The sequence below is a fragment of the Dactylosporangium maewongense genome, from assembly GCF_039531485.1.
GTDB lineage: Bacteria > Actinomycetota > Actinomycetes > Mycobacteriales > Micromonosporaceae > Dactylosporangium > Dactylosporangium maewongense.
The window spans coordinates 1-20,911 of the sequence record NZ_BAAAQD010000007.1; the positions used below are offsets into that span (position 1 = coordinate 1).

23 protein-coding genes and 4 tRNA genes are annotated in these 20,911 nt (G+C 73.0%); 13 read left to right on the top strand and 14 right to left on the bottom strand.

The window, feature by feature from the left end:
• Nucleotides 1–295: hypothetical protein (locus ABD332_RS18720; RefSeq protein WP_344503257.1), on the bottom strand; the 295-nt coding region annotated here is incomplete at its 3' end.
• Between the two features lie 223 nt (nucleotides 296–518).
• On the opposite strand from ABD332_RS18720, the gene ABD332_RS18725 reads away from it, so the two are divergent.
• A complete protein-coding gene (locus tag ABD332_RS18725; protein WP_344503258.1) occupies nucleotides 519–875 on the top strand; it encodes a DUF6980 family protein in 357 nt (118 codons plus the stop codon).
• Here the strand turns inward: ABD332_RS18725 and ABD332_RS18730 are convergent.
• Nucleotides 872–1,291, bottom strand: coding sequence for a nitroreductase/quinone reductase family protein (locus ABD332_RS18730; RefSeq protein ID WP_344503259.1), 420 nt, complete (start codon nucleotides 1,289–1,291; stop codon nucleotides 872–874). The two genes, ABD332_RS18725 and ABD332_RS18730, sit on opposite strands and share 4 nt — an antisense overlap.
• Nucleotides 1,292–1,418: 127 nt before the next feature.
• Complete coding sequence (locus tag ABD332_RS18735) at nucleotides 1,419–3,137, bottom strand: RecQ family ATP-dependent DNA helicase (RefSeq protein WP_344503260.1); 1,719 nt, start codon at nucleotides 3,135–3,137, stop codon at nucleotides 1,419–1,421.
• Between the two features lie 200 nt (nucleotides 3,138–3,337).
• Here ABD332_RS18735 and ABD332_RS18740 point away from each other — a divergent pair, with 200 nt between their 5' ends.
• Together ABD332_RS18740 and ABD332_RS18745 are read left to right on the top strand one after the other, a co-directional pair.
• Nucleotides 3,338–4,225, top strand: a complete 888-nt coding sequence (locus ABD332_RS18740; RefSeq protein WP_344503261.1) for a sigma-70 family RNA polymerase sigma factor — start codon at nucleotides 3,338–3,340, stop codon at nucleotides 4,223–4,225.
• Between the two features lie 21 nt (nucleotides 4,226–4,246).
• Nucleotides 4,247–4,987, top strand: a complete 741-nt coding sequence (locus ABD332_RS18745) for a YaaA family protein (protein ID WP_344503262.1) — start codon at nucleotides 4,247–4,249, stop codon at nucleotides 4,985–4,987.
• Here the strand turns inward: ABD332_RS18745 and ABD332_RS18750 are convergent.
• Nucleotides 4,968–5,519, bottom strand: coding sequence for an HD domain-containing protein (locus ABD332_RS18750; protein WP_344503641.1), 552 nt, complete (start codon nucleotides 5,517–5,519; stop codon nucleotides 4,968–4,970). The two genes, ABD332_RS18745 and ABD332_RS18750, sit on opposite strands and share 20 nt — an antisense overlap.
• Nucleotides 5,520–5,555: 36 nt before the next feature.
• Between ABD332_RS18750 and ABD332_RS18755 the strand changes: the two genes are divergently transcribed.
• Entirely contained in the window at nucleotides 5,556–6,032 is a 477-nt protein-coding gene (locus ABD332_RS18755) for a DUF1707 SHOCT-like domain-containing protein (RefSeq protein WP_344503263.1), read from the top strand.
• A 9-nt stretch (nucleotides 6,033–6,041) separates the two neighbouring features.
• Here the strand turns inward: ABD332_RS18755 and ABD332_RS18760 are convergent, their stop codons facing one another.
• The 5 genes from ABD332_RS18760 to ABD332_RS18780 form a co-directional block, all read right to left on the bottom strand.
• Nucleotides 6,042–6,704 (bottom strand): LuxR C-terminal-related transcriptional regulator, encoded by a 663-nt coding sequence (locus ABD332_RS18760; RefSeq protein ID WP_344503264.1) that lies wholly within the window; start codon nucleotides 6,702–6,704, stop codon nucleotides 6,042–6,044.
• Entirely contained in the window at nucleotides 6,701–7,870 is a 1,170-nt protein-coding gene (locus ABD332_RS18765; RefSeq protein ID WP_344503265.1) for a sensor histidine kinase, read from the bottom strand. The genes ABD332_RS18760 and ABD332_RS18765 overlap by 4 nt, the downstream gene beginning before the upstream one ends.
• A gap of 123 nt (nucleotides 7,871–7,993) precedes the next feature.
• The gene (locus ABD332_RS18770) at nucleotides 7,994–8,542 is read right to left on the bottom strand and encodes a carbohydrate-binding protein (RefSeq protein ID WP_344503266.1); all 549 of its coding nucleotides are present in this window, start codon (nucleotides 8,540–8,542) and stop codon (nucleotides 7,994–7,996) included.
• Nucleotides 8,543–8,649: 107 nt separating this feature from the next.
• The gene (locus ABD332_RS18775) at nucleotides 8,650–10,164 is read right to left on the bottom strand and encodes a DUF1996 domain-containing protein (protein WP_344503268.1); all 1,515 of its coding nucleotides are present in this window, start codon (nucleotides 10,162–10,164) and stop codon (nucleotides 8,650–8,652) included.
• A gap of 132 nt (nucleotides 10,165–10,296) precedes the next feature.
• The gene (locus ABD332_RS18780; RefSeq protein WP_344503269.1) at nucleotides 10,297–10,686 is read right to left on the bottom strand and encodes a putative quinol monooxygenase; all 390 of its coding nucleotides are present in this window, start codon (nucleotides 10,684–10,686) and stop codon (nucleotides 10,297–10,299) included.
• A gap of 377 nt (nucleotides 10,687–11,063) precedes the next feature.
• On the opposite strand from ABD332_RS18780, the gene ABD332_RS18785 reads away from it, so the two are divergent.
• A complete protein-coding gene (locus ABD332_RS18785) occupies nucleotides 11,064–11,573 on the top strand; it encodes a sigma-70 family RNA polymerase sigma factor (protein WP_344503270.1) in 510 nt (169 codons plus the stop codon).
• A complete protein-coding gene (locus ABD332_RS18790; protein ID WP_344503271.1) occupies nucleotides 11,570–12,295 on the top strand; it encodes an anti-sigma factor family protein in 726 nt (241 codons plus the stop codon). Before ABD332_RS18785 ends, ABD332_RS18790 begins: the two co-directional genes overlap by 4 nt.
• Before the next feature lie 58 nt (nucleotides 12,296–12,353).
• On the opposite strand, the gene ABD332_RS18795 is transcribed toward ABD332_RS18790, so the two are convergent.
• Complete coding sequence (locus tag ABD332_RS18795; protein WP_344503272.1) at nucleotides 12,354–12,977, bottom strand: (2Fe-2S)-binding protein; 624 nt, start codon at nucleotides 12,975–12,977, stop codon at nucleotides 12,354–12,356.
• A gap of 91 nt (nucleotides 12,978–13,068) precedes the next feature.
• On the opposite strand from ABD332_RS18795, the gene ABD332_RS18800 reads away from it, so the two are divergent.
• Together ABD332_RS18800 and ABD332_RS18805 are read left to right on the top strand one after the other, a co-directional pair.
• A complete protein-coding gene (locus tag ABD332_RS18800) occupies nucleotides 13,069–13,671 on the top strand; it encodes a TetR/AcrR family transcriptional regulator (protein ID WP_344503273.1) in 603 nt (200 codons plus the stop codon).
• 39 nt (nucleotides 13,672–13,710) lie between these two features.
• Nucleotides 13,711–14,127 (top strand): GntR family transcriptional regulator, encoded by a 417-nt coding sequence (locus ABD332_RS18805; RefSeq protein WP_344503274.1) that lies wholly within the window; start codon nucleotides 13,711–13,713, stop codon nucleotides 14,125–14,127.
• Between the two features lie 10 nt (nucleotides 14,128–14,137).
• Here the strand turns inward: ABD332_RS18805 and ABD332_RS18810 are convergent, their stop codons facing one another.
• The 3 genes from ABD332_RS18810 to ABD332_RS18820 are packed head-to-tail and all read right to left on the bottom strand — an operon-like array spanning nucleotide 14,138 to nucleotide 17,305.
• Nucleotides 14,138–15,832: an Hsp70 family protein gene (locus ABD332_RS18810; RefSeq protein WP_344503275.1), complete on the bottom strand. Its 1,695-nt coding sequence runs from the start codon at nucleotides 15,830–15,832 to the stop codon at nucleotides 14,138–14,140.
• A 37-nt stretch (nucleotides 15,833–15,869) separates the two neighbouring features.
• Nucleotides 15,870–16,679, bottom strand: coding sequence for a PP2C family protein-serine/threonine phosphatase (locus ABD332_RS18815; RefSeq protein ID WP_344503277.1), 810 nt, complete (start codon nucleotides 16,677–16,679; stop codon nucleotides 15,870–15,872).
• Nucleotides 16,676–17,305, bottom strand: coding sequence for a hypothetical protein (locus ABD332_RS18820; RefSeq protein WP_344503278.1), 630 nt, complete (start codon nucleotides 17,303–17,305; stop codon nucleotides 16,676–16,678). The genes ABD332_RS18815 and ABD332_RS18820 overlap by 4 nt, the downstream gene beginning before the upstream one ends.
• Nucleotides 17,306–17,505: 200 nt before the next feature.
• Between ABD332_RS18820 and ABD332_RS18825 the strand changes: the two genes are divergently transcribed.
• A complete protein-coding gene (locus ABD332_RS18825; protein WP_344503279.1) occupies nucleotides 17,506–19,203 on the top strand; it encodes a CehA/McbA family metallohydrolase domain-containing protein in 1,698 nt (565 codons plus the stop codon).
• A 56-nt stretch (nucleotides 19,204–19,259) separates the two neighbouring features.
• Here the strand turns inward: ABD332_RS18825 and ABD332_RS18830 are convergent.
• Nucleotides 19,260–19,335: transfer RNA gene (locus ABD332_RS18830), tRNA-Gly, on the bottom strand.
• Nucleotides 19,336–19,418: 83 nt separating this feature from the next.
• On the opposite strand from ABD332_RS18830, the gene ABD332_RS18835 reads away from it, so the two are divergent.
• From ABD332_RS18835 to ABD332_RS18850, 4 genes are all read left to right on the top strand, one after another.
• Nucleotides 19,419–20,465 (top strand): CapA family protein, encoded by a 1,047-nt coding sequence (locus ABD332_RS18835; RefSeq protein WP_344503642.1) that lies wholly within the window; start codon nucleotides 19,419–19,421, stop codon nucleotides 20,463–20,465.
• A gap of 100 nt (nucleotides 20,466–20,565) precedes the next feature.
• Nucleotides 20,566–20,638: transfer RNA gene (locus tag ABD332_RS18840), tRNA-Gly, on the top strand.
• 17 nt (nucleotides 20,639–20,655) lie between these two features.
• Nucleotides 20,656–20,726, top strand: a tRNA-Cys gene (locus ABD332_RS18845).
• 36 nt (nucleotides 20,727–20,762) lie between these two features.
• Nucleotides 20,763–20,837 (top strand) — tRNA-Val (locus ABD332_RS18850).
• The last annotated feature ends 74 nt before the right edge of the window (nucleotides 20,838–20,911 follow it).

Here is a 20,911-nt window from a genome sequence, read left to right on the forward strand (position 1 = left end):
ACTCGGAGCCCTCGGCGGCGAAGACGTGGTCCGTCTCGGCGGCGGAGTGGTCGTAGGAGGTGAAGTCCGACTCCTGGTACGTCGCGCCGCTCGCGTCGGTGTACGACACCTGGTGGCCCTGGTCGAACGAGGTCGACTCGGCCGACGCGTGGTCCTGCTCGTAGACGCCGAACTGCGAGTCGTAGTTGTTCTGGCTCGCGTCGACCTGGTGCAGCTGGTCCAGCGACTCGTGGTTCTCGCCCGCCTCGACGTGGCCGTATTCCGCGCCGGTGTCGCCGCCGTCGTACTCGCTCATGGTGGGTCCTCTCGGTATTGCGATGGGGGTGTTTGCGATTCGGTGTTCGGTGTCGCAGATGACGCTAAGGCGCCGTCGGGGGCGTCGAATCCTGGAAACGTGCCAGCCGTTCAACTGCCGTGGAAACGAGCGTATACCGTGCTCAGCGGCCTGGACTATCCTTCAAACGACAGTTGCGGGCCTGCCGGACACCCGACAGGACGCGCCCGCCATACTGCGTGCCGTGCGCAAACACTGCTGCGACGGAATGCGGGCCCAACTGGCGCTGGCCGAGTCCGAGGCCGGCGAGGACGACCCGGATGTGGTCGTCGTCCATGACGCGAGGTTCGACGAGTACGGGCTGCCTGTCCGCGACGGCGGCACGTCGATGGTCGTGATCGGGTACTGCCCGTGGTGCGGCGGGCGGCTGCCGGAATCGCGGCGGGACGCGTGGTTCGACGCGGTCGAGGTGCGCGGCCTCGACCCGTGGGAGGACGAGCTGCCCGAGGAGTTCCGCGACGACTCCTGGTGGACGGGCGGGGAAGCGGCGGGGACCGACCGGGAGTTCGTCGAGCCCGAGAAGGTGATCAGCCCCGCCTAGTACGAGGGGCGGACCAGCTCGACGACCGGGATCCTGCGGTCGACGCCGTTCTGGTGGTCGGTGAAGAACGGATACCGCTCGCAGATCCTGGTCCACAGCACGGGCCGGTCCTCGTCGGCGACGGGGAGGGCGGTGGCGGCGTACTCCTCGCCTTCCGCCTCGACGGTGACGGCCGGCTCGGCGACCAGGTTGCGGAACCAGTCCGGGTCGTTGACGGCGCCCGCGTTGGAGGCGATGACGTACATCTTGTCGTCGATCCGGATGAACATCATCGGGCTGGTGTGCGGCGCGCCGGACCTGCGGCCCGAGGTGGTGAGCAGCAGCAGCGGCCGGTCACCCAGCCGCCGGCCCGAGGCCCGGAACTCGGCGATGAGCTCGCGGTTGTACGCACGCTGGTCGACGGGCAGCTCGGTCATGCGACCAGCCTAAGCGGTGCCCGGCGGCGGCGCCCGCCAACCGCGGCCGGCGCCGCGACGTTGCCGCGCCGTGGCGCCCGGCAACCGCGGCCGCCGTGGCGCCCGCCGACCAAGGCGGGCGCCGGGGTCACGCGGGCTCCAGCAGCTTCGACTTCTGCACGATCGGCACCGACAGCGTCTTGTAGCCGACCTCCTCGAACAGGATCACGACCCGGTCCTGCTCGTAGGCCATCACGGTGCCGGTGCCCCACGCGGTGTGCCGGACCTCGCTGGAGACGGGGAACGGCCGGCCGGAGTCGACGACCGTGACCTCGTCCGCCGCCACCGCCACGGCGGGGCGCCGGAACAGCCGCCGGTACCACGGCACGCGCGGCACCACGGGATCCACGACGACGGTGCCGTTGGCGCAGTTGTCGCAGTGCCCGCAGGCGCGCTCGGCCTGCTCGCCGAAGTACGCGAGCAGCGCGTTGCCGCGGCAGTTGGCGCTCTCCGCATACTGGCGCATCATGTCGATCCGGGACCGCCGCAGCGTCTGGTGGCGTTCGAACTGCGCGAGCGCGAGCCGCGACGCCTCCGCCGGCGTGGGCGCGTAGCGGGGCGTGCCGAGCTTGTTGCCGGGCAGGACCTCGACCGCGCCGACCTGCTCGAGCAGGCTCAGCAGCGACGTCACCTTGCGCGCCGGCAGGCCGCTGCGGGTGGCGAGCGCGGTCCGGCTCACCGACCCTTCCCGCAGGGCGGCGGCGAGCTGGGTGAGCTCGTGGCCGTCGGGCGCGCCGGAGGCGAAGAACCGTTGCAGCGACACGTCCTCGGGCCGGAAGAACAGCACCGTGCGCGACGCCGCGCCGTCCCGGCCGGCGCGGCCGATCTCCTGCAGGTAGCTGTCGGGGGAGTCGGGCAGCGCCACGTGGTGCACCCAGCGGATGTTGGGCTTGTCGACGCCCATCCCGAAGGCGCTGGTCGCGACCATGACCGGGATCTTGTCGGCCATGAAGTCGGTGTACCGGCGGTTGCGTTCGCCGGCGGCGAGCCCGGCGTGGAACGCGACCGCCTCGACGCCGTGCTCGGTGAGCCGGGTCGCGTACTGCTCGGCGATCGCCCGCGTCGGCGCGTACACGATCCCGGGGTGCGGCTCCTTGCGGACCTGCGCGAGGAGCCGCTGCCAGCGCTGCTCGTCGCTGGTGCAGTGCACCGCCGACAGCTCCAGGTTGGCCCGGTCGAGGCCGGCGACGTGCGTGAACGGGTCCTGCAGCCCGAGCGTCTCGGTGATGTCCGCCCGTACGGGTGGCGACGCGGTCGCGGTCAGCGCCACGATCACCGGGCGGTGCCGCCCGTCGCCGAGCTCCCGGATGAGGTGGCCGAGCTGCAGGTAGTCGGGGCGGAAGTCGTAGCCCCACGCGGAGACGCAGTGCGCCTCGTCGACGGCGACCAGGCTCGGCCCCAGCGCCTTGACCTCCGCCAGGCGCGCCGGGTTGCCGAGCTGCTCCGGCGTGATGAACAGGAACCTGGCCGTCCCGGCCCGCAGCGCCTCGAGCGCGGCCTGCTGCTGGTTGGGCGTCTCGGCCGAGCTGATCCTGACCGCCTGCCCGGCGACCCGGCGGTTCAGTCCGGCGATCTGGTCCTGCTGCAACGCGAGGAGTGGTGAGATGACGACAGTGGGCCCGGGCAGCAGCATCGCCGGAACCTGGTAGATGGCTGATTTTCCGCCGCCAGTGGGTAACACCACGAGCGCGTCCCGCCGCTTGAGCAGGGCGCGCATCGGCGGAAGCTGTCCTGCGCGCAACTGGTCCCAGCCGAAGTGCTGGCGGGCGGCGCGGCGTAGGCGGGGTGCGAGCGGCACAAGATTCATCGCGGGCGACTGTACCGGTGTTCGAATGCATCGGCGCGCTGAGCGAGTTGTCGCGACACGCCGAATCTGAGCACTCTCACCGTCTCGCAACCAAAAGGCACCCGAAAGTGACGGTGCCAGCACCTTTCGTAGTCGAAAGTTCTTCGTGTCAGCAGGTGGACCGCCTGCACGGGGTTCACCACAGACACGAGGGGGAACCGATGACAGCGACCCTTGAGGGTGCCACGCTCAAGGTCCAGTTGGAAGGCCGCGAGCTCGAGGACCTGATCCGCGAGCACCTGCCACTCGTCGGGCATCTGGTGCGCCAGACGCTCGGACGCCTACCCGCCCACGTCAGCCGCGAGGACCTCGTCTCCGCGGGCATGGCGGCCCTGGCCGGCGCCGCGAAGGCGTTCGACCCGAGCAGGGGCATCCCGTTCGGCAGCTTCGCCACGACCCGAATCCGCGGCGCGATCCTCGACGAGCTGCGCGGACTGGACTGGGCGAGCCGATCCGTGCGGGCCAGGGCCAGGCAGGCGGACGCGATGCAACAGGAGCTGACCGCGGCGCTCGGACGCACCCCGACCAACCACGAGCTGGCGGAGGCGCTCGGCGTCAGCGTCGACGAGCTCCAGGCGATCGACGACGACGTGCAGCGGGCGGCGGTGCTGTCGCTGCAGGGCTTCGCGGCCGGCAGCGCCGAGGACATGGTGCCGGAGCGGGCCGCCGGCCCGGAGGACCTGATCCTGCACCGCGAGCGGATCGGCTACCTGCACAACGCCGTCGAGGCGCTGCCGGAGCGGCTCGGGAAGGTCGTGAAGGGGTACTTCTTCCAGGAGCGGCCCATGATGGAGATCGCCCACGACCTGGGCGTCACCGAGTCGCGGGTGTCGCAGCTGCGCGCCGAGGCGCTCATGCTGCTGCGCGACGGCCTCAACACGCACCTCGACCCGGATCTGGTCTCGATCAGCGACAAACCGACGGGCTGCGTCGCCCGCCGCCGCGAGGCGTACCACGACAAGATCGCCAATGCCGGCAACCTCAACAGCCGGCTGGCCCAGACCAACCACCACGGCATGCCGTTCGTCCAGTCGGGCCGGCACGCGTAAGGACGGCTGTACCCTCGGGCGGTGCTGATCCTGCTGCCACCGTCCGAGGGCAAGGCCGCCGCCCCGCGCCGCGGCGCGGCCCTGGATCTCGACCGGCTGTCGCTGCCCGCGCTGTCCGACGCCCGCACCACCGTGGTCGACGACCTGGTGAAGCTCAGCGGCGACCCGGCGCTCGCCCTCACCACGCTCGGGCTGACCCCGGGCCTGGCCGACGAGGCCGCCCGCAACGAGGCGCTGCGCACCGCGCCGACCCTCCCGGCCGCCGCGCTGTACACCGGCGTCCTCTACGACGCGCTCGGCCTCACGTCGCTCACCGGGCCCGCGCTGGCCCGGGCCCGCAAGCAGCTGCTCATCTTCTCCGGGCTGTGGGGCGCGGTCCGCCCGGCCGACCGGATCCCGTCGTACCGCTGCTCGATCGGCGTCCGCCTGCCGACCGCCGGGCCCCTCGCCGCCCACTGGCGCACGGCGCTGCCCCCGGTCCTCGACGAGCTCGCCGGCGACGCCCTCGTGCTGGACCTGCGCTCCTCCGCGTACGCCTCGACGTGGACCCCGCACAACGGCGTCACGGTCCGCGTCCTGCACGGCGGCAAGGTCGTCAGCCACTTCAACAAGGCCACCAAGGGCCGGATCGTCCGCGCGCTGGTGCTGGCGGGCGCCCGGCCGCGCACCCCGGCCGCCCTCGCGACGGCGCTGCGGGAGCTCGGGTACACCGTCGACGCCCGCACCCCGCGCGAGCTGGACGTCACGGTCGAAGCGCTGTGAGGTCGGGCTCGCCGTACCGGGCGACCATCGCGTCGAAGCACACCACCTTGTCCACGCCGAACCGCGCGACGTCACGCCGGTAGCCGTCGGCGGTCACGAACCTCGGCGGGCTGCTCTTCGTGTGGAACTTGTCCGCGTACATGACGAGCCGCTCCTCCTCGCTCACCGCGACGTAGTCGCCGGGCGGGATCGGCAGCGCCTGCCGGGCCACGTCGGCGCGGGTGATCCCGACCCCCGTGTGGCACGAGCAGAACCGGCACAGGGCCTCCGGCAGCCCTTCCTCGCGCAGCAGCTCGTGCCCGAGGACGCCGTGCCTGATGTACGGGTCGCCGCGCAGCCGGTAGACGCCGATGTCGTGCGCCAGACAACCGGCCTTGACCAGGGCGGGGTCCACGCCGGCCGCCCTCGGCAGCAGCTGCTCGGCGATGCGCCACACGGTCACGCAGTGCGCCCACACCAGGTCGAACGTGTCCCGGTCCGGCGCGTGCCGCTCGTGCAGCGCGCGGATCTCATCCTCGGAAGGCACCCACATACCGCCCGATGCCGCCATCCCGGTCACCCTCCGTTGTTGTCCGACCGCAGTACGGTCGATGACATGTACCCGTCGCCGTCGTTCCGGGCGTCCGACGCCGACCGTGAGGCCGTCGTGGCGCACCTGGGCACCTGCCTGTCCGAGGGCCGGCTCAGCCTGTCCGAGTTCGACGCGCTCACGCGCCACACGTACGCCGCCCGCACCTGGGGCGAGCTGCTGCGGATCGTCCGCGACCTGCCCCCGCTGCCGGCGCCCGCCCAGCCGAAGGCCGACCCGCAGCCGGTGGCGCCGGTGCTCGCCCTCGTCTTCGGCATCTTCTCGCTTCCCGCGGCCGCCTGCGGCCCGGTCGGTGTGATCGCCGGGATCGTCGCCGTCGTGCTCGGCGTCGTCGCCCTGCTCGGTGCCGGCGGCGCGGGCAACCGGCGCGGCCTCGCCATCGCCGGCGTCCTCTGCGGCACCTTCGGCATCCTGTTCTCCATCGCCATGGTCATCCTGTACGCCACGGTCGACTGACGGCGCCGGCTACGGGTCGGGGGTCGTCCAGCGTACGACGGCCTCGGTGCGGCTGCGGACGTGCAGCTTGGCGAAGACGTGGTTCAGGTGGTTCTTCACGGTCTTCTCGGTGAGCAGCAGCTGCCGGGCGATCGCCGCGTTGGACAGGCCCCGGCACAGCAGGCCCATCACGTCCTCCTCGCGGTCGGTGAGCCCGAACCGGGACCGGCCGTCGCGGCGCCGGTGCTGGTCGCGGCCCACCGAGGCGACCACGGACGCGGCCACCGACGCCGCCACCGGGGACAGCCAGCCGCGCCCCCGGGCGACCTCGTGCACGGCGCGCAGCAGCTCCGCGGGGCTGAACTCGCCGTGCACGAGGTAGCCGCGGGCGCCCTGGTGCAGCATCCCGCGGATCAGGTCGGGGTGGTCGTCGCTGGTCAGCACCAGCACGGCGGAGTGCTGGGCGAGGACGCCGATCACCGACAGCCCGTCGGCGACCGGCATCCGGTGGTCGAGCAGGGTGACGGCGGGGCGCAGCCGGCGGGCCGCGGCCAGCGCCTCGCGGCCGTTGGCGGCCTCACCGAGGACGCGCAGGCCGTCGTCGCCGTCGAGGATGCCGCGGACGGCGGCGCGCACGATCGGGTTGTCGTCGACGACCAGAATCCCGACCGGGACCCCGACGGGAAATGTCATGCGGCACCCAGCGGTACATGGACGGCGACGACGCTGCCGCGGCCCGGGGCGGAGTCGAGGTGCAGGCGGCCGCCCGCCATCCGGGCCCGCTCCGCCATGCCGACGATGCCGAAGTGGCTCGCGGACTGCAGCCGGGACAGGTCGTCGGGGACGGTGAACCCGACCCCGTCGTCGCTGATCTCCAGCAGCGCGCCCCGCCGGACCGGCGCCAGGCGGACGACGACGTGCCGCGCGGACGCGTGCCGGGCCACGTTGGCGAGGGCCTCCCGCAGGATCCGGATCAGCTCGTACGCCACCATGATCGGCGGCTGGACGGAGCCGAGCTCGGTCCGCACCGGGATGCCGGACGTGGCGCTCCACGCGGCGCACACCTCCGCCACGCTCGTGGTGAGATCCTGGTCGGGCACGTCGAAGCGCATCTCCCGCAGCAGCTCGCGGGCCTGCCGGGCGGCCGCGGTCGCGCCCGCGGCGACGGTGGTGGCGAGGTGCTCGGCGAGCGCCGGCTGCCGGCGCAGCGACGACGGCAGCGCCAGCGCCGCCAGGGACACCCCGCGCAGCGTCTTGGCCACCGAGTCGTGCAGCTCGCGGGCGAGCCGGGCCCGCTCCGACGCGGCCGCCGAGCGTTGCGCGGCCACCAGGAGGCTGGTCGACAGCTCCAGGTGGCGGGCCAGGGCGTTGGTCGCGACGACCGCGCCGAGCCCGGCGAGGGCGCCGGCCATCGGGAACGCGACGACGAACGCGGCGATCTCCGCCGGCGGGTCGCTGCGGCGCAGCACCTCGGCGGTGACCGCGAAGCTGAGCGCGGCGTGGCCGACCCACACCGGCAGCGCCCGCATGCCGAGCACCACCCCGGCGAGCCCGCCGGCGCCGGCGGCGTAACAGAAGTACGCGATGCCGCCGCGGCTCACCGCCAGGACCGTGAACACCAGGGCGAGGTCGGCGGCGACGACCACGACCGGCCGGGCGACCAGCCCCGGCCACCGGGCCAGGACGCCGAGCTGGGCGGCGGTGGCGACGGCGACGAGCGTGAGGACCGCGATCACCGGGCCCGGGTCGTCGACGAGCAGCAGCCCGGCGGCGGCCGCGCTCATCGTCGCCGCGGCCCGCGCGATGAGCACCGCCCGGGTCAACGCCGCAGCGGCGATCTCCCGGCCCGCCGATTGCATCACTGGACACCCGCCTGTGCTGGAAGCGATCGCGACAGCGAACGCTACCCGCCGTGCCGCGGCCGCCGAACCCCCGGCAAGGCGCCTAAGCCGGATTTCAGCCCATGTTGATCAGCCGATAAGTCAGGTGATCGTCACGACGTCGATGTCCGGCGCGGGCGTGTCGTCGTTGAAGAGCGTCAGCCGCAGCTCCCCGGCCGGCAGGTCGGCGGTGAACTGGAACGACCGCGGGACCGTCCACGCCGGGCCGGTCACCTGGAACGTGCGCGGCGCCGCCCCGTTCACCCGGACCTTCACCGCGCGCGGGCCGTCCACCTCGTACCCGACCGTGATCGTCCGCGACCCCGCCGCGGGCAGGACGGCACGGACCTCCAGCACGCAGGTGAAGCACAGGTAACGGACCCGGGCGCCACCGTGGCAGGTGCCGCACGCGGTGACGGCGGCGCCGCCGGTCAGCCGGTTGCCCGGGTCCTCGGCCTCCACGACGATCGGGGCGAAGCTCGCCGGTGCACTGCCGGGCACGGCCGCCGAACCCCGTACAGGAGGCGCTGAAACGACAGGCTTCCCGCCGTCGGTGTCCCGGTCCGGGGCGATCAGCGGCGGCACGAGCACCGTCGCCGCGGCCATCCCGGCCGCGACCACCGTCACACCCAGCCACTGCCGCCGGCTCAACTGCACTCCTTCACCCGTCCCGGACGGACCCTACGGCACATGTCTGGACAGACGGCGGCGCCGCCGTCCTCTGTCGTGGACGGCGGCGCCGGGTGCCCTGTGGGGGGTCAGGGCAGCAGGTAGTTCTCGTTCAGCACGTACGGGGCCGGCTGCTGGTCGTCGCGGCCGTCGTGGCCCCGCGGGTCGCACTGCCGGGCCGCCACGATGCACCCGTCGACCATCGCGGCCAGGGTCCGCTCGTCCCACGCGTTCATGAAGTCGTAGTGGAACGTGGGGCCGGCGCCGCTGGCGAAGCGCACCTTCGACATGTCACCGTTGACCGGCCAGGCCATCTTGAACTCCAGCTTCGGCACCGCGACCGGGTGGCTGTCGGGACAGACCCAGCCCGACGCGGTGTGACTGTCCACCGGGTACACGATGTGGCTCTGGTGGTCCGGCGAGTCCAGGTGCCGCCCGTCCCAGCAGCTCGGTGCCTGGTACCGGATGTTGAGCTTCACGTCCCGCGCCGACGAGCAGGTCAGCGGGATGTTCTTGTTCTTGTAGCTGTTGCCGCACTCGAAGCCTTCCTCGGTCGCGGCGAGGAACTTGTCGGCGTCGGTGTTCTTCGCGTTGCCGACCACGAACCGCAGCCCCTTCGGGAACGGCCGGACGCTGCGGTAGTCGGTCACGCCGGCCTTGTAGTAGATGACCTGCAGGCCTTCGGGGTTGACCGGGGTGTCGCCGTTGAACAGCGTCGGCATCCAGTACGCGGACAGGTCGCCCTTGGCCTTGCAGGTCGTCTGGCCCTTCGCCAGCGACTCGATGGTCGTGCCGGCGTTCGTGGTGGTGTTGCCCATAAACGTGTGCAGGTGCGAGGCTCCGGGCAGGCCCGGGAACACGATCGGGTCGTCGCCGAGGTTGGTCCGGCTGACCGAGCAGTTCGCCTGGAACTCGTGGAACCCGCCCTTGTTCGGCGGCACCTCGTGCGACGCCGTCACGTTCGTCACCGGGTTGGGCGCGTCGATCCAGCCGGTGCCACCAGTGCCCCCGTTGCCCCCGTTGCCCCCGGGGCTCACCGGGGGGCTGGTCGGGGGTGCCGTCGTCGGCGGGTTCACGGTCGCGGTGGCCGGGGCCGAGCCCGACCCGTACACCTGGAACTCCCACAGCGAGAAGCCGTATCCGCTGGACCGTTTGGTCCCGAACATCCGCACGTAGCGCGCGAGGCCGCTCACCGCGAGGCTCTGCACACCTCCGGTGCCGGTCGTCGTGGTGTACGCCGTGCGCCAGCTCGCCCCGTCGACGGACACCTGCACCTCGAACGCCGTCGCGTAGGCCCGCTCCCAGGTGAGCACCACCTTGCCGATGGCCACCGGAGCGCCGAGATCGACCTGGATCCACTGCGGGTCGCTGAACGCGCTGGACCACCGGGTCTTCGGATCACCGTCGAACGCGGCCTTCGCCGGATACCCCTGCCCCTCCAGCGACGAGGCCGTCGCCGGCTTCCCCTGCGACAGCGGCGTGTCGCCCGCGCTCGCCAGGTGCAGCGGCCCGGTCGCGAACCAGCCGAGGAACCCGGCCAGCGCGACCGCGATACCAGCCAGGACGAACAGCCGCGACCGCGGCGCGCGTCGAAGGGATGTCATGCACGTCTCCTGCGTCGGCCCGGGGCACCGCCGCCCGGCACCCACCGGCCAGGACGCTAACGGCGCCCCCGCCCCCGCGCCTGAGCCCAAAGACCCAGACGGGACCCAGCCCCCTGGGCCGCCCCGCCCGCTTCACCAGGAAGCCGGAGCGTCAGACCTGGTGCCACTCCACCCCGAAGGTCGGGTCCGGCCCCTCGGTGGGCACAGTGGCATCGGCGCCTTCCCGGAGTCGGCCTGCATGAACGTCACGTCGACGCCGCTCGTGTACTGCACCCGCTCGGCCAGGAAGTGCTTCGTGTGCGGCTGCTGCTCGTGCGCGTCGAAGGCGGCCCGGTCGGCGTACAGCTCGTAGAACACGCGGATCAGCGGCTCGTCGGGCACGGAGTGCACCACGTACGCCAGCGTGCCCGGTTCGAGCCGCTCGATCTCCGGCGTCGTCCGCGCGACCAGCTCATCGAACCCCTTCGCCGCCGCGTCGTCGTGGAGCTGGAACCGGACGACCAGCGCGAAACCCCTGCTCATTGCCTCCCCTTCCGTCTGGCTTCATGGTCGCGATCAGCTTGCCAGGGGTTGTGTCGTGATCACCTGGTGCTGCACCTCGGCGCGCCCGGGAAGCTCAAGAAATGGACGGAGGAACGAAGCGTCGGAGGTATGGGACGTCAAGCGCGACGATGAGCGCGATCACTGGGTTCTCGATCCGCTGGTCAGCGTGGGACCGCTGCGGCCAGAGGATTTGCTGGTGGAGGCGCCTCGCGACAACCGGCCAACGGGCGTGGTGACGGTCGGCACCGTCCGGTTGCCGGGGCGGCCTGGAAGCGGAATGCGGCAGGTGGTTGAACCCGCAACCGTTTGGTGGTGTACACCTCTCAAGGACCCGCGCGGACGAGGGGAGACCCGGGTTGACCAGGGACGAGGAGCTGATGACCGCGCTGTACACCGAGCATTACGGTGTGCTGCTCGGCTTCGTGTCACGGTACGAGCGCGACCGCCACCGTGCCGAGGACCTCGTCCAGGAGACGCTGCTGCGGGCGTGGAAGCACATCGGGAGGATCGACGTCAGCCGGGACACCACGCGGGCGTACCTGCTGACGATCGCCCGCAACGTGGTCAGCAACGCGTGGCGGGCCGACCAGCGGCGGCCCCGGCTCGTCGACGACCCCGACGCGATCGCCGCGGTCGCCGATGCCGACAACGTCGACGAGCTCGTCGAGGGCTGGCTCGTCCGTGCCGCCCTGGACCGGCTGTCCGTGGAGCACCGGCAGGTGGTGGAGTCGGTCTACTACGACGGGCGGACTGTCGCCGACACCGCCCGCCACCTGTCTGTGCCCGAGGGGACCGTCAAGTCGCGTGCCTACTATGCGGTCCGGGCGCTGCGCGCGGTGTTCGAGGAGATGGGGGTGCTGCGATGAGTGGGGACCATGACGCGGTGCGTCCGTTGCTCGGCGGGTACGTCCTCGGCGGCCTCGACGACGCCGACCAGGCTCTCGTCGACGCGCACCTGAGCGGCTGCGCCGGGTGCCGCGCGGAGGTCGACCGGCTCGCCCCCGTGCCCGAGCTGCTGCAACGGCTGCCGGTCGGACCGTCGCCGGTGCCGCTGGAGGCTCCGACCCGCGACGGCCTCGACGCGTTCCTGCGCCGGGCCGCGCTGCCGGAGCGCCGCCGGAGGGCGCGGCTGGTCGCGGGGGTCGCCACGGCCGCCGTCGTGCTGGCAGCCGTCGCCTTCGCCGTTTGGCCGGAGTCGTCGCCGGTACCGACGGCGACACCACGGACGGTCCCGCAGTCGGTGACGCAGCTGTCGACGCAGCCGTCCCCGTCATCGTCGCCCGCCGCCGGGACGGTGGTCCAGTTCGTCGCGGCCGCGGGCAGCGCCATGTCGGGCCGGGCGACGCTGACGCCGCGGCAGTGGGGCGTGTCGGTGGCTCTGGAGCTGACCGACCTGCCGGGCGAGGGGCCGTTCGTGCTGCGGGTCGTGGGCCGCGGCGGCCAGGAGGAGCAGGCCGCGTGCTGGGGCCGCACCACGTCGGCCTCGGCCCGCGTGACGGGCGCCAGCTCGATCCAGCTGCCCAACGTCGACAAGGTCACCGTCTCCGACCACGACGGCCATCTGCTGGGCACCGCCGCCAAGGACTGAGCCGTCTCCGACCACGACGGCCATCTGCTGGGCACCGCCGCCGAGGACTGAGCCGGGTTCAGGGCCGTCGCAGGACGCAGTCGCCGCAGGTGCCGCCGCCGGGGATGCGGTAGTACAGGCAGCAGTTGCGGCGGCGCAGCGCGCGGCCGTGCAGGTCGGCGGTGCCGGCGAGCGGGTCGGCGGTCAGCAGGTCGGCGACCAACGCCCAGACGGCGGGGTCGTCGAGCTGGCCGGCGGCACCGGCGAGGGCCGAGCTGACGTTGCCCCACAGGACCTTCGGCGACAGCCGGAACTCGGCCCGGAACACCTCGAGCAACGGCGCGACCAGCCCCAGCAGGATCCGCTCGCGGAAGGCGTCGCGCGCCAGAGGGCCGCCGCCGGCCGGGGCGGTGCACGCGATCGGCCAGGGCCCGGCGGGCACGGGCTTCCAGAACAGCTGCCCCGGATCCGGATAGCGGGGGTCGAGCAGCGGCGGGGCGAGCAACCGCGACGCGACACCGAGGAACGTCACCGACGCGACGACCCGCACCGGCACCACCGCGGGGTCGAGCCCGAACATCGTCAGGAGCGTCTCGCGCGCCACCCCGACCCGCTCCGCCGCGACTGCCGGGGTGAGCAGGTCGGTGAACGGCCGCCAGCCGTCCGCCGCCGTGTGGTCCTCCCAGACGAAGTACGGGTTCACGAGGCGCAGCGTAATCCAGCGACACGGGCCGATGGCGCGTTCACCGCACGATGACCGGATCGCGCCGTGGCGCAGGCGATACCATGGGCTGATGTCCGTGACCGCAGACACCGGCGAGCGTTCGCGGATCATCGAGGCCGCGCACCGCTGCCTGGTCGACACCGGCGGCGAAGGCCTGTCCGTCACCGGGGTCCTCACCGCCGCAGGCCTGTCCACCAGGGCGTTCTACCGGCACTTCGGATCCAAGGACGCGCTGCTGCTGGCGATGTTCCGCCGCGACAGCGACCGGGTCCACGCGGAGCTGACCGCGGTCGCCGACTCCGCCGCCACGCCGCCGGACGCGTTGCGGGCGTGGATCTCCGGGTTCCTGTCGCTGACCGCCGACAGCCGGCGCCGGCGGGGCGTCCTCGTCATGTCGTGCGGCGAGCTGATGGGCACCGCCGGCTATGCGGCGGAGCGGGCGCGCCAGCTCGGCGCGCACCGTTGTGCGATCGCCGCGATCCTGGAGCGGGGGCGCGTGGACGGGTCGCTGCCGTGGGCCGACCCCGAGGCGGACGCGCGGACGATCACGGCGGCGCTGTCCGCGGCGTTCCAGGAGCGGATGGCCGCCAGCCCGTCGCCCGAGGCCGCCGAGGCCGCCGCCGGGCAGGTCACCGACTTCGCGCTGCGCGCCCTCGGTGCAGCCGCGAACTGACGCTTCCCCCACCTGTGGCCTAGTGGCTACAGTCAGCGCATGCCGCCACGGTACGAGCTGGTCGCCGACGCCCTCCGGGCCCAGATCATGGCCGGGACGCTGCGCCCGGGGTCGCTGATCCCCAGTGCCGGTGCGCTCGCCCACGAGCACGGCGTCGGCCGGGACACGGCGCTGAAGGGCATCGCCGTCCTCCGGCGGGAGGGGCTGCTGTTCCTGGCCCCGGACAAGTCGATCCGGGTCGGTCCGGTCGCGGGCCGGGCCACGCGCGGGCCGCTGAGCATCCCCGACGACGTGCTCGACGTGCCGCCGGGCGGGGTCGTGTCGGCCCGGATGCCGACGCGGCGCGAGCGGGAGCGCTTCGACCTGCCGGAAGGGGTGCCGGTGCTGGTCGTGCGCACCGGCGCCGCGGAGGAGGAGGTCCATCCCGCCGACCGGTACGGACTGCGGCTGCCGTAAGCCCCCGCGGTCAGTCGGACCAGGCGGCGACGCCGTCCAGGCGGGCGGCGATGGCGTGCCAGGTGGCGCGGACCGTGTCGGCGTCGACGGTCGCGAGGCGGCGGCGGGTGGATCGGGCGGTGAAGGGCTGGTCGGCGGTGCGGAGCAGGTCGTCGACGGTGTCGAGGAGCGTGCCGGGGGCGAGGAGGGCGCCGACGTCGTGCAGGTCGAACGCGTCGGCCAGCTCGACGGCGACGTCCCGGGCGCCGATCAGCAGGTCGGGCAGCCACTGCTGCGGCGGGTGGCCGAGGTTGTACTGCACCAGGTCCAGGTCGATCACATCCTCGTCGCCGGGGTGGCCGACGAGCGTCACGAACCGGTCGCGGGCGGCGTCCCAGCCCGGGACGGCGGCGAGCTCGTGGGTGTCGTCGTCCAGCAGGTACTCCGTGAGCCCTTCGACGCTGCGGAACAGCAGCGGGCCGCCGGCCCGGGCGAGGAACACGGTCCGCTCGGGTTCGGTGAGGCGGGCGCGGATCGTCCAGCCGCTGCCGGAGGGCAGGCCGAGGTGCAGCGGGTGGACCGGCGCGTCCCGCCACACGTCGCCGGGCACCACCGCCCAGGGGTCCGGCAGCCAGCTCCACAGGTGCGCGCCGTCGCGGCCCGGCCGTCTCGGCGCCGGCTGCGCGGGTGCGGGGGCGGCCGCCTGCCGGGGGAACCCGCTCAGGACCGCCAGGCTGCCCTCGGCGGCGGCGAGCTTCGGGTGCTCGGCGGCGACCGGCTCGATGCCGGTGACGCGGTGGAGCAGGGTCGCGACGAGCGGCAGCAGGGTGGCGCCGCCGGCCAGGTACACGCCTTCGACCGACGTCTCGTCGACGCCGGCGGCCCGCATGGTGCGCAGGGTCAGCTCGGCGGTGGGGCGCAGCAGGGGCGTCGCGATCCGCTCCAGGTCGGCCGGGGTCAGGGTCACGTCGACGCCGGCGGCGACGCGGACGGTGACGGGCACCCCTGTGGCGAGGAGCTCCTTCGCGCGCCGTGCCTGGTCCAGAAGCCTGCGCCAGGCGCCGGAGTCGCCGCCCGGGGCCGCCGCGCGCAGGTGGGCGGCGATCGCCGCGTCGAGGTCCAGGCCGCCGGCGCCCGCCAGGCCCGCGGAGGCGACGATCCGTGGGACGTCGGCGGAGGGTTGGACGACGGCGGTCTCGAAGGTGGCGGCGCCCAGCTCGTACGTGATGAAACTCCGCCCTGACGTGACCGGCACCCGCGCGGCGAGGGCGCCGGCGAGCGCGACCGGCGCCGGCACGAGCCTGGCGGCCGGCAACCCCGCCATGGACGCGGCGGTCAGCAGCGCGCCGCGGGCGTGGGCGTCCCAGGACGCGGGGTGGGTGAGGGCGACCTCCTGCAGCGCGGCCCCGCCGGTGACCCGCAGCGCCTCGGCGTGCACGGCCCACAGGATCGCCGCGAACAGGTGCACGACCGGGACGTCCACCCCGCCGAGCCGCACGCTCTCCGCGGCGGCGTGCGACTTCGGATGCGGCTCGAACCGCTCGGGATCCCCGACCCCGCCCCGGAGCGCGGCGGCGCCGACCGCCAGGACCCCCTCGGCCACGTCGAGGTGCACCGCCGACGGCAGCAGCGGCGACCCGTCGAACAGCAGCGGCGCCACCCGCCCGTCGGTGTCCTTGAGGACCGCGACCGTGCTGCCGGTGCCGACATCGATGCCGAGATGCATCGCCCGATGGTGCCAGCCCGCCCGCCGCGGCGGGCGGTCAGGGGCGCGTGGGGATGCCGAGCGGGTCGGTGTCCAGGCCGAGATAGGTGATGAGGCCCGGGTCGGTGTCCTCGTCCTCGGGGGCGGCGTGCGCGCCACGGGTGCGCGGCCCGGCGTCCGGACCGGTCGCGAGGTGGTCCACGACGACGACGGTGACGTTGTCGCGGCCGCCGGCGAGGACGGCCCGGTGCACGAGGAGGTCGGCGGCGGCCTGGGCGACCGGTTCGGCCCGCAGGGCGGCGGCGATCTCGTCGTCGGTCAGCTCCAGGGGCAGCCCGTCGGAGCAGACGACGAAGCGCTCTCCCGGCACCGGCGACAGGACCCACAGGTCGGCGGGGGGTGCGGGTCTGGTGCCGAGTGCCCGCGTGATCACGCCGCGGCGGCGGGTGACGCTCTGGGGTGCGGTGTGGTCGACGGTGAGCTGGGTGAGGACCTCGCCGTCGTAGCGGTACACGCGGGAGTCGCCGACGTTGAACACCGCCCAGCGCTCGGCGTCGCCGTCGAGCACGAGGCTGAGACCGGTGACCGTGGTGCCCATGCCGGTGCGGACGGGGTGTTCGACGGCGGAGGCGAGGATGTCGGCGTTGGCGCGGGCGATCTCGTCGTGCACATCCTGCGGGGTGCGGTCCGGCAGGTCCGCGAGCCGCCGCAGCGCCGCGACGGCGAGCTCGCTGGCGACGTCACCGGCGGCGTGCCCGCCCATGCCGTCGGCGACGGCATACACCCCGTCGACGACCAGCGCGCTGTCCTCGTTGCGCTGGCGCACCCGGCCGACGTCACTGGCGGCGCCGGCCCGGACCGTCGTCACGAGGCACCGGCCCGCACCGTGGTGCCGCCGAACCGCGACACCAGCGCGGCGACGACATCGTCCCGCCCGACCGGCGACAGCGGCCCCGAGCCGTCGTCCGCCGACAGCATCCAGGTCCCGTCGGCGTCGCGGGCGATCGCGACCCCCGCGCCGTCCGACGCGATCGCCACGGCCGCCTCGCCCTCGCCGGCCGTGCACCGGTCGACGAACCTGGCCAGCGGCGACGCGAGGGGCTCGGCCGGGTCGAGGACCTCGATCCCGAACAGCCCGAACGGCCCCGGATAGGTCGCGACACGGCCGGCGGTGCCGCTGAACACGTGCATCGCGATGGTCTTGTCGCCGGTCGACCCGGCCGCCTCCGTCGTCGTGTGCAGCGTCGCCAGGGCCGCGACCGCGCCCAGGACCAGCGGGCCCGGCACGACATCGCCGCCCTCGTCGGTGCACAGGCCGCGGGCCAGCAGCGACGCGACCCCGGCAGCGGTGACGATGTCGGTGGCCGCCTCGGGCTGCAGGGCGAGACGGCGCCGGACGCCATCCATCGCGGCCGTGCGCTCACCGTGCGGGCCGGCGGCGGAGCGGAGGAGAAACTCCAGCTCCGCGAACGTGCACAAGGTCGTGTCCGCCATGCTCCTCCTTCACGTATGCGCCGCGAGAAGCCAGGAAAGCCGAAGGAAGAACGGCCCGATGAGACTATCAGGAGCCGAACCGTCGCCGTTCGCCGCGGCCCGGTCGACCGTCCCGCCCTCAAATCGTACAAATGACGCATAACACGGATGTTTCGCTGTTCACCTGCGGGTGAGGGCGGCGGCGGGGCAACGTCAACGGAGTGGATCACGCAGCGGGGCTGAGCCGGCGCGCGGTGCTGCTCGCGGCCGCCTGCGCGGGCGCGGGAGTCGCCACTGACGCCTCGGCGGCACCCTCGGCCGGCGCGCTGCTGCCGGTCAGCATGGCTACGCACATTCACGGGCCGTTCAGCGAGGGGCTCGCCAGCTACGCCGCGCACCTGGAGCAGGCCCGCAAGCACAAGGTCGACGTGGTCTGGTGGACCGACCACGACTTCCGGATCGCGGCGGCCGGGCACCGCCAGGCCGTGCACTTCGACGGCGCCTCCGAGCCCGAGCACGGCCTCGGCTGGACGTGGAGACAGCACCTCGCCGGCAAGCCCCGCGGTCACGCCGCCGACTTCGTCGCCTCGCCGCACTCCCCGCGCGACGGCACCGGCAAGGCGCTGCGCCTGAGCGCAACCGGCGGCGGCACGCTGCGCATGGAGGGCATCGCCTGGAACGCGATGGCGAACGCCTGCGTCGCCGACACCACCCTCACCCTGGACGTGCTGCCCGAGCAGCTCGCCGGGGGGTCGCTGACGCTGGAGATCCAGCTGTCCGACCAGCCGGGCAAGGGGGTGCTGCGGCTGCGGTACGACATCGGCGGCGCGACCTTGGTCACGCACAAGGCCGACAAGGCGGTCGGCACGGTGACGCGCCCCGTGAAGGCGGGCGTGTGGCAGTCGCTGACGTTCGACCTGTGCGACGACATCGCGGCGCTGTGGCCCGACATCACCGCCGGCGACAACGCCCTCACGGGGCTGGCGCTGGAGGTCCGGCAGGCCCGGTTCGTGGTCGACCGGCTCACCTTCGACCGCGCCCGCCGCGCCGGGCAGGCCGGCGAGCAGCTGCGCGCCGAGGTCATCGCCGCGGTCGCGAAACGCTACCCGGACGTCACCCAGTTCCGGGCCCTCGAGGTCTCGATGGTCAGGCACCTGAACTGGTTCGGCGGCGACCTGACCCTCCCGCCGTTCCCGAGCCCGCCGCTGCGCGACAACGACCCCGACCTGACCGGGTCCATGGTCCGCCGCCTGCACGCCCACGGCGGCCTCGTCTGCTGGAACCATCCGATGGACGTGGCGAAGCGCGACGAGCTGGCGAAGCTGATCGTGACGCGGAGTGCCCTGGGCGCCGACCTCGTCGAGATCGGCCGTGACCCGGTCGAGGATCTGCTCTGGGTGTACGACGTCGCCGCCCGCAACTGCGTCTTCTTCACCGCGCTGGGCAGCAGCGATGACCATGACGCCACCGACTGGGCCGCCAACGAGGACCACTTCGTCAGCCACGTCTGGTCCCCGTCGAAGAGCCGCGCCGACCTGCTGCGCGCCCTGTCGGCCGGGGCGGCCTGGTTCACCGACCTCGTCTCGTTCCGCGGCGCCCTCGACCTCCGCGTCGGCGGTGTCTCCTACATGGGCGCGGTCCTGGTGGGCGCGGCGCCCGTGAAGGTCGACGTGACGGCGACGAAGCTGCCGAAGGGCGCGAAGCTGGAGGTCGTCACCGGCAAGCTCGGCAGCGGCCTCTCACCGTCCACGAAGATCACGGCCGACACGTCGGTGCTGCTGCAGCCCGGCACCTACGTGCGCTCGCAGGTCCGGCTCAAGAACGGCACGCTCGCGGGCGTCTCGAACCCACTGTGGCTGCTGGCGAAGGCGCCTTCCACACCGATTCCGGTGGCCCGGCGGAGGGCGTTACCCTACTGAAAAACCGCCTTCGTTGGACCGTGGTCCATCGAAGGCGGTTCTTGAATCCTGTTTCTTGGAGCGGACGACGAGATTCGAACTCGCGACCCTCACCTTGGCAAGGTGATGCGCTACCAGCTGCGCTACGTCCGCGTTGCTGGTGAAGACTCTAGCGCATCGTCGCGCGGCGTTCACCGAGGGGGGCGGTCACCCGATAGCGTGACTCCGTGAGACGCATGATGTTCGCGGCGCCGTTGCTGCTCATCGCCGGTTGCACGGCCACCGCGGCGCCCTCCGCCCCGGCGCCGTCGTCCGCCCCGGCGACCGCCGCGCCGGCTTCGGCCTCCCCGTCGCCCACCCCGGTCGACCTGACGCTCGCCTTCGCCGGCGACGTGCACTTCATGGACCGGACCGCCAAGCTGCTCGCGGACCCGGCGACCGCCTTCGGCCCGATCGCGTCGCAGCTGTCCTCGGCCGACCTCACGATCGTCAACCTGGAGACGGCGATCACGTCCCGCGGGACCGAGGAGCCGAAGACGTACCACTTCCGCACCACACCCGTCGCGATCGAGGCCCTCAAGGCGGCCGGGATCGACGCGGTCAGCATCGCCAACAACCACACCCTCGACTACGGCCGGGTCGGGCTGCTCGACACCCTGGACGCCGTCCACAAGGCCGGCTACCCGGCGTTCGGGGCCGGCGCCACCATCGACGAGGCGTACCGGCCCTGGCTGACCACCGTCCGCGGCGTGAAGATCGCCGTGCTCGGCTTCAACCAGGTCAGCGAGCTCGCCTCCACCTGGGCCGCCGGCCCCGACAAGCCTGGCATCGCCATGGCGTTCGACACCGCCCGCGCCACCGCCGCGGTCGCCGCCGCCCGCGCCCAGGCCGACCTCGTCATCGTCTTCAACCACTGGGGTGACGAAGGCAACAGCTGCGCCAACAGCGCCCAGAAGACCTTCGCGGCCAAGCTCTCCACCGCCGGCGCCGACCTGATCATCGGCTCCCACGCCCACACCCTGCAGGGATCGGGCTGGCTGGGCTCCACGTTCGTCGCCTACGGGATGGCCAACTTCCTCTGGTACGGCACCTCCAAGAGCACCGACACCGGCGTCCTGCGCCTGACCGTCCGGGACCGCAAGGTCACCAAACGGGAGTTCCTGCCCGCCGTCGTCTCCGACACCGGCCAGCCCAAGCTGCTCACCGGCGCCGCTGCCACCAAGCTCAGCCAGCGGTACGACAGCCTCCAGACCTGCGCCGGCCTCACCGCACAACCCGGCTGACCCCACCCCGACGCGCCGGATCCGGATACCGGTTTGGCATGACGGTTGGCGGTCGGCTAGAGTTTGCATCCGTCGCCGGGTGCAAGACAGGCCAGGCGGTGCGGACGTAGCGCAGCTGGTAGCGCATCACCTTGCCAAGGTGAGGGTCGCGAGTTCGAATCTCGTCGTCCGCTCGGGAACAAGTGACCACGGTGGGGTGGCCGAGAGGCGAGGCAACGGCCTGCAAAGCCGTGTACACGGGTTCAAATCCCGTTCCCACCTCGGAAAGGCCACACCACGGTGAGGCACCCCAAGCTAGGGCGATTGGCGCAGTGGGAGCGCGCTTCCTTGACACGGAAGAGGTCACTGGTTCAAACCCAGTATCGCCCACCAGCAAAAAGGCCCGTTCTCGGAGATCGAGAACGGGCCTTTTGGTATGCAGGGGGTCTAACAGGGGGTCTACGGCG

Bases quoted from the DNA above. Each gene is read 5' to 3' on its own strand.
- ABD332_RS18730 (WP_344503259.1), bottom strand. From the start codon at position 1,291: ATGACCGAGCTGCCCGTCGACCAGCGTGCGTACAACCGCGAGCTCATC.
- ABD332_RS18735 (WP_344503260.1), bottom strand. From the start codon at position 3,137: ATGAATCTTGTGCCGCTCGCACCCCGCCTACGCCGCGCCGCCCGCCAG.
- ABD332_RS18740 (WP_344503261.1), top strand. From the start codon at position 3,338: ATGACAGCGACCCTTGAGGGTGCCACGCTCAAGGTCCAGTTGGAAGGC.
- ABD332_RS18750 (WP_344503641.1), bottom strand. From the start codon at position 5,519: ATGTGGGTGCCTTCCGAGGATGAGATCCGCGCGCTGCACGAGCGGCAC.
- ABD332_RS18760 (WP_344503264.1), bottom strand. From the start codon at position 6,704: ATGACATTTCCCGTCGGGGTCCCGGTCGGGATTCTGGTCGTCGACGAC.
- ABD332_RS18765 (WP_344503265.1), bottom strand. From the start codon at position 7,870: ATGCAATCGGCGGGCCGGGAGATCGCCGCTGCGGCGTTGACCCGGGCG.
- ABD332_RS18775 (WP_344503268.1), bottom strand. From the start codon at position 10,164: ATGACATCCCTTCGACGCGCGCCGCGGTCGCGGCTGTTCGTCCTGGCT.
- ABD332_RS18780 (WP_344503269.1), bottom strand. From the start codon at position 10,686: ATGAGCAGGGGTTTCGCGCTGGTCGTCCGGTTCCAGCTCCACGACGAC.
- ABD332_RS18790 (WP_344503271.1), top strand. From the start codon at position 11,570: ATGAGTGGGGACCATGACGCGGTGCGTCCGTTGCTCGGCGGGTACGTC.
- ABD332_RS18800 (WP_344503273.1), top strand. From the start codon at position 13,069: ATGTCCGTGACCGCAGACACCGGCGAGCGTTCGCGGATCATCGAGGCC.
- ABD332_RS18805 (WP_344503274.1), top strand. From the start codon at position 13,711: ATGCCGCCACGGTACGAGCTGGTCGCCGACGCCCTCCGGGCCCAGATC.
- ABD332_RS18810 (WP_344503275.1), bottom strand. From the start codon at position 15,832: ATGCATCTCGGCATCGATGTCGGCACCGGCAGCACGGTCGCGGTCCTC.
- ABD332_RS18820 (WP_344503278.1), bottom strand. From the start codon at position 17,305: ATGGCGGACACGACCTTGTGCACGTTCGCGGAGCTGGAGTTTCTCCTC.
- ABD332_RS18835 (WP_344503642.1), top strand. From the start codon at position 19,419: ATGATGTTCGCGGCGCCGTTGCTGCTCATCGCCGGTTGCACGGCCACC.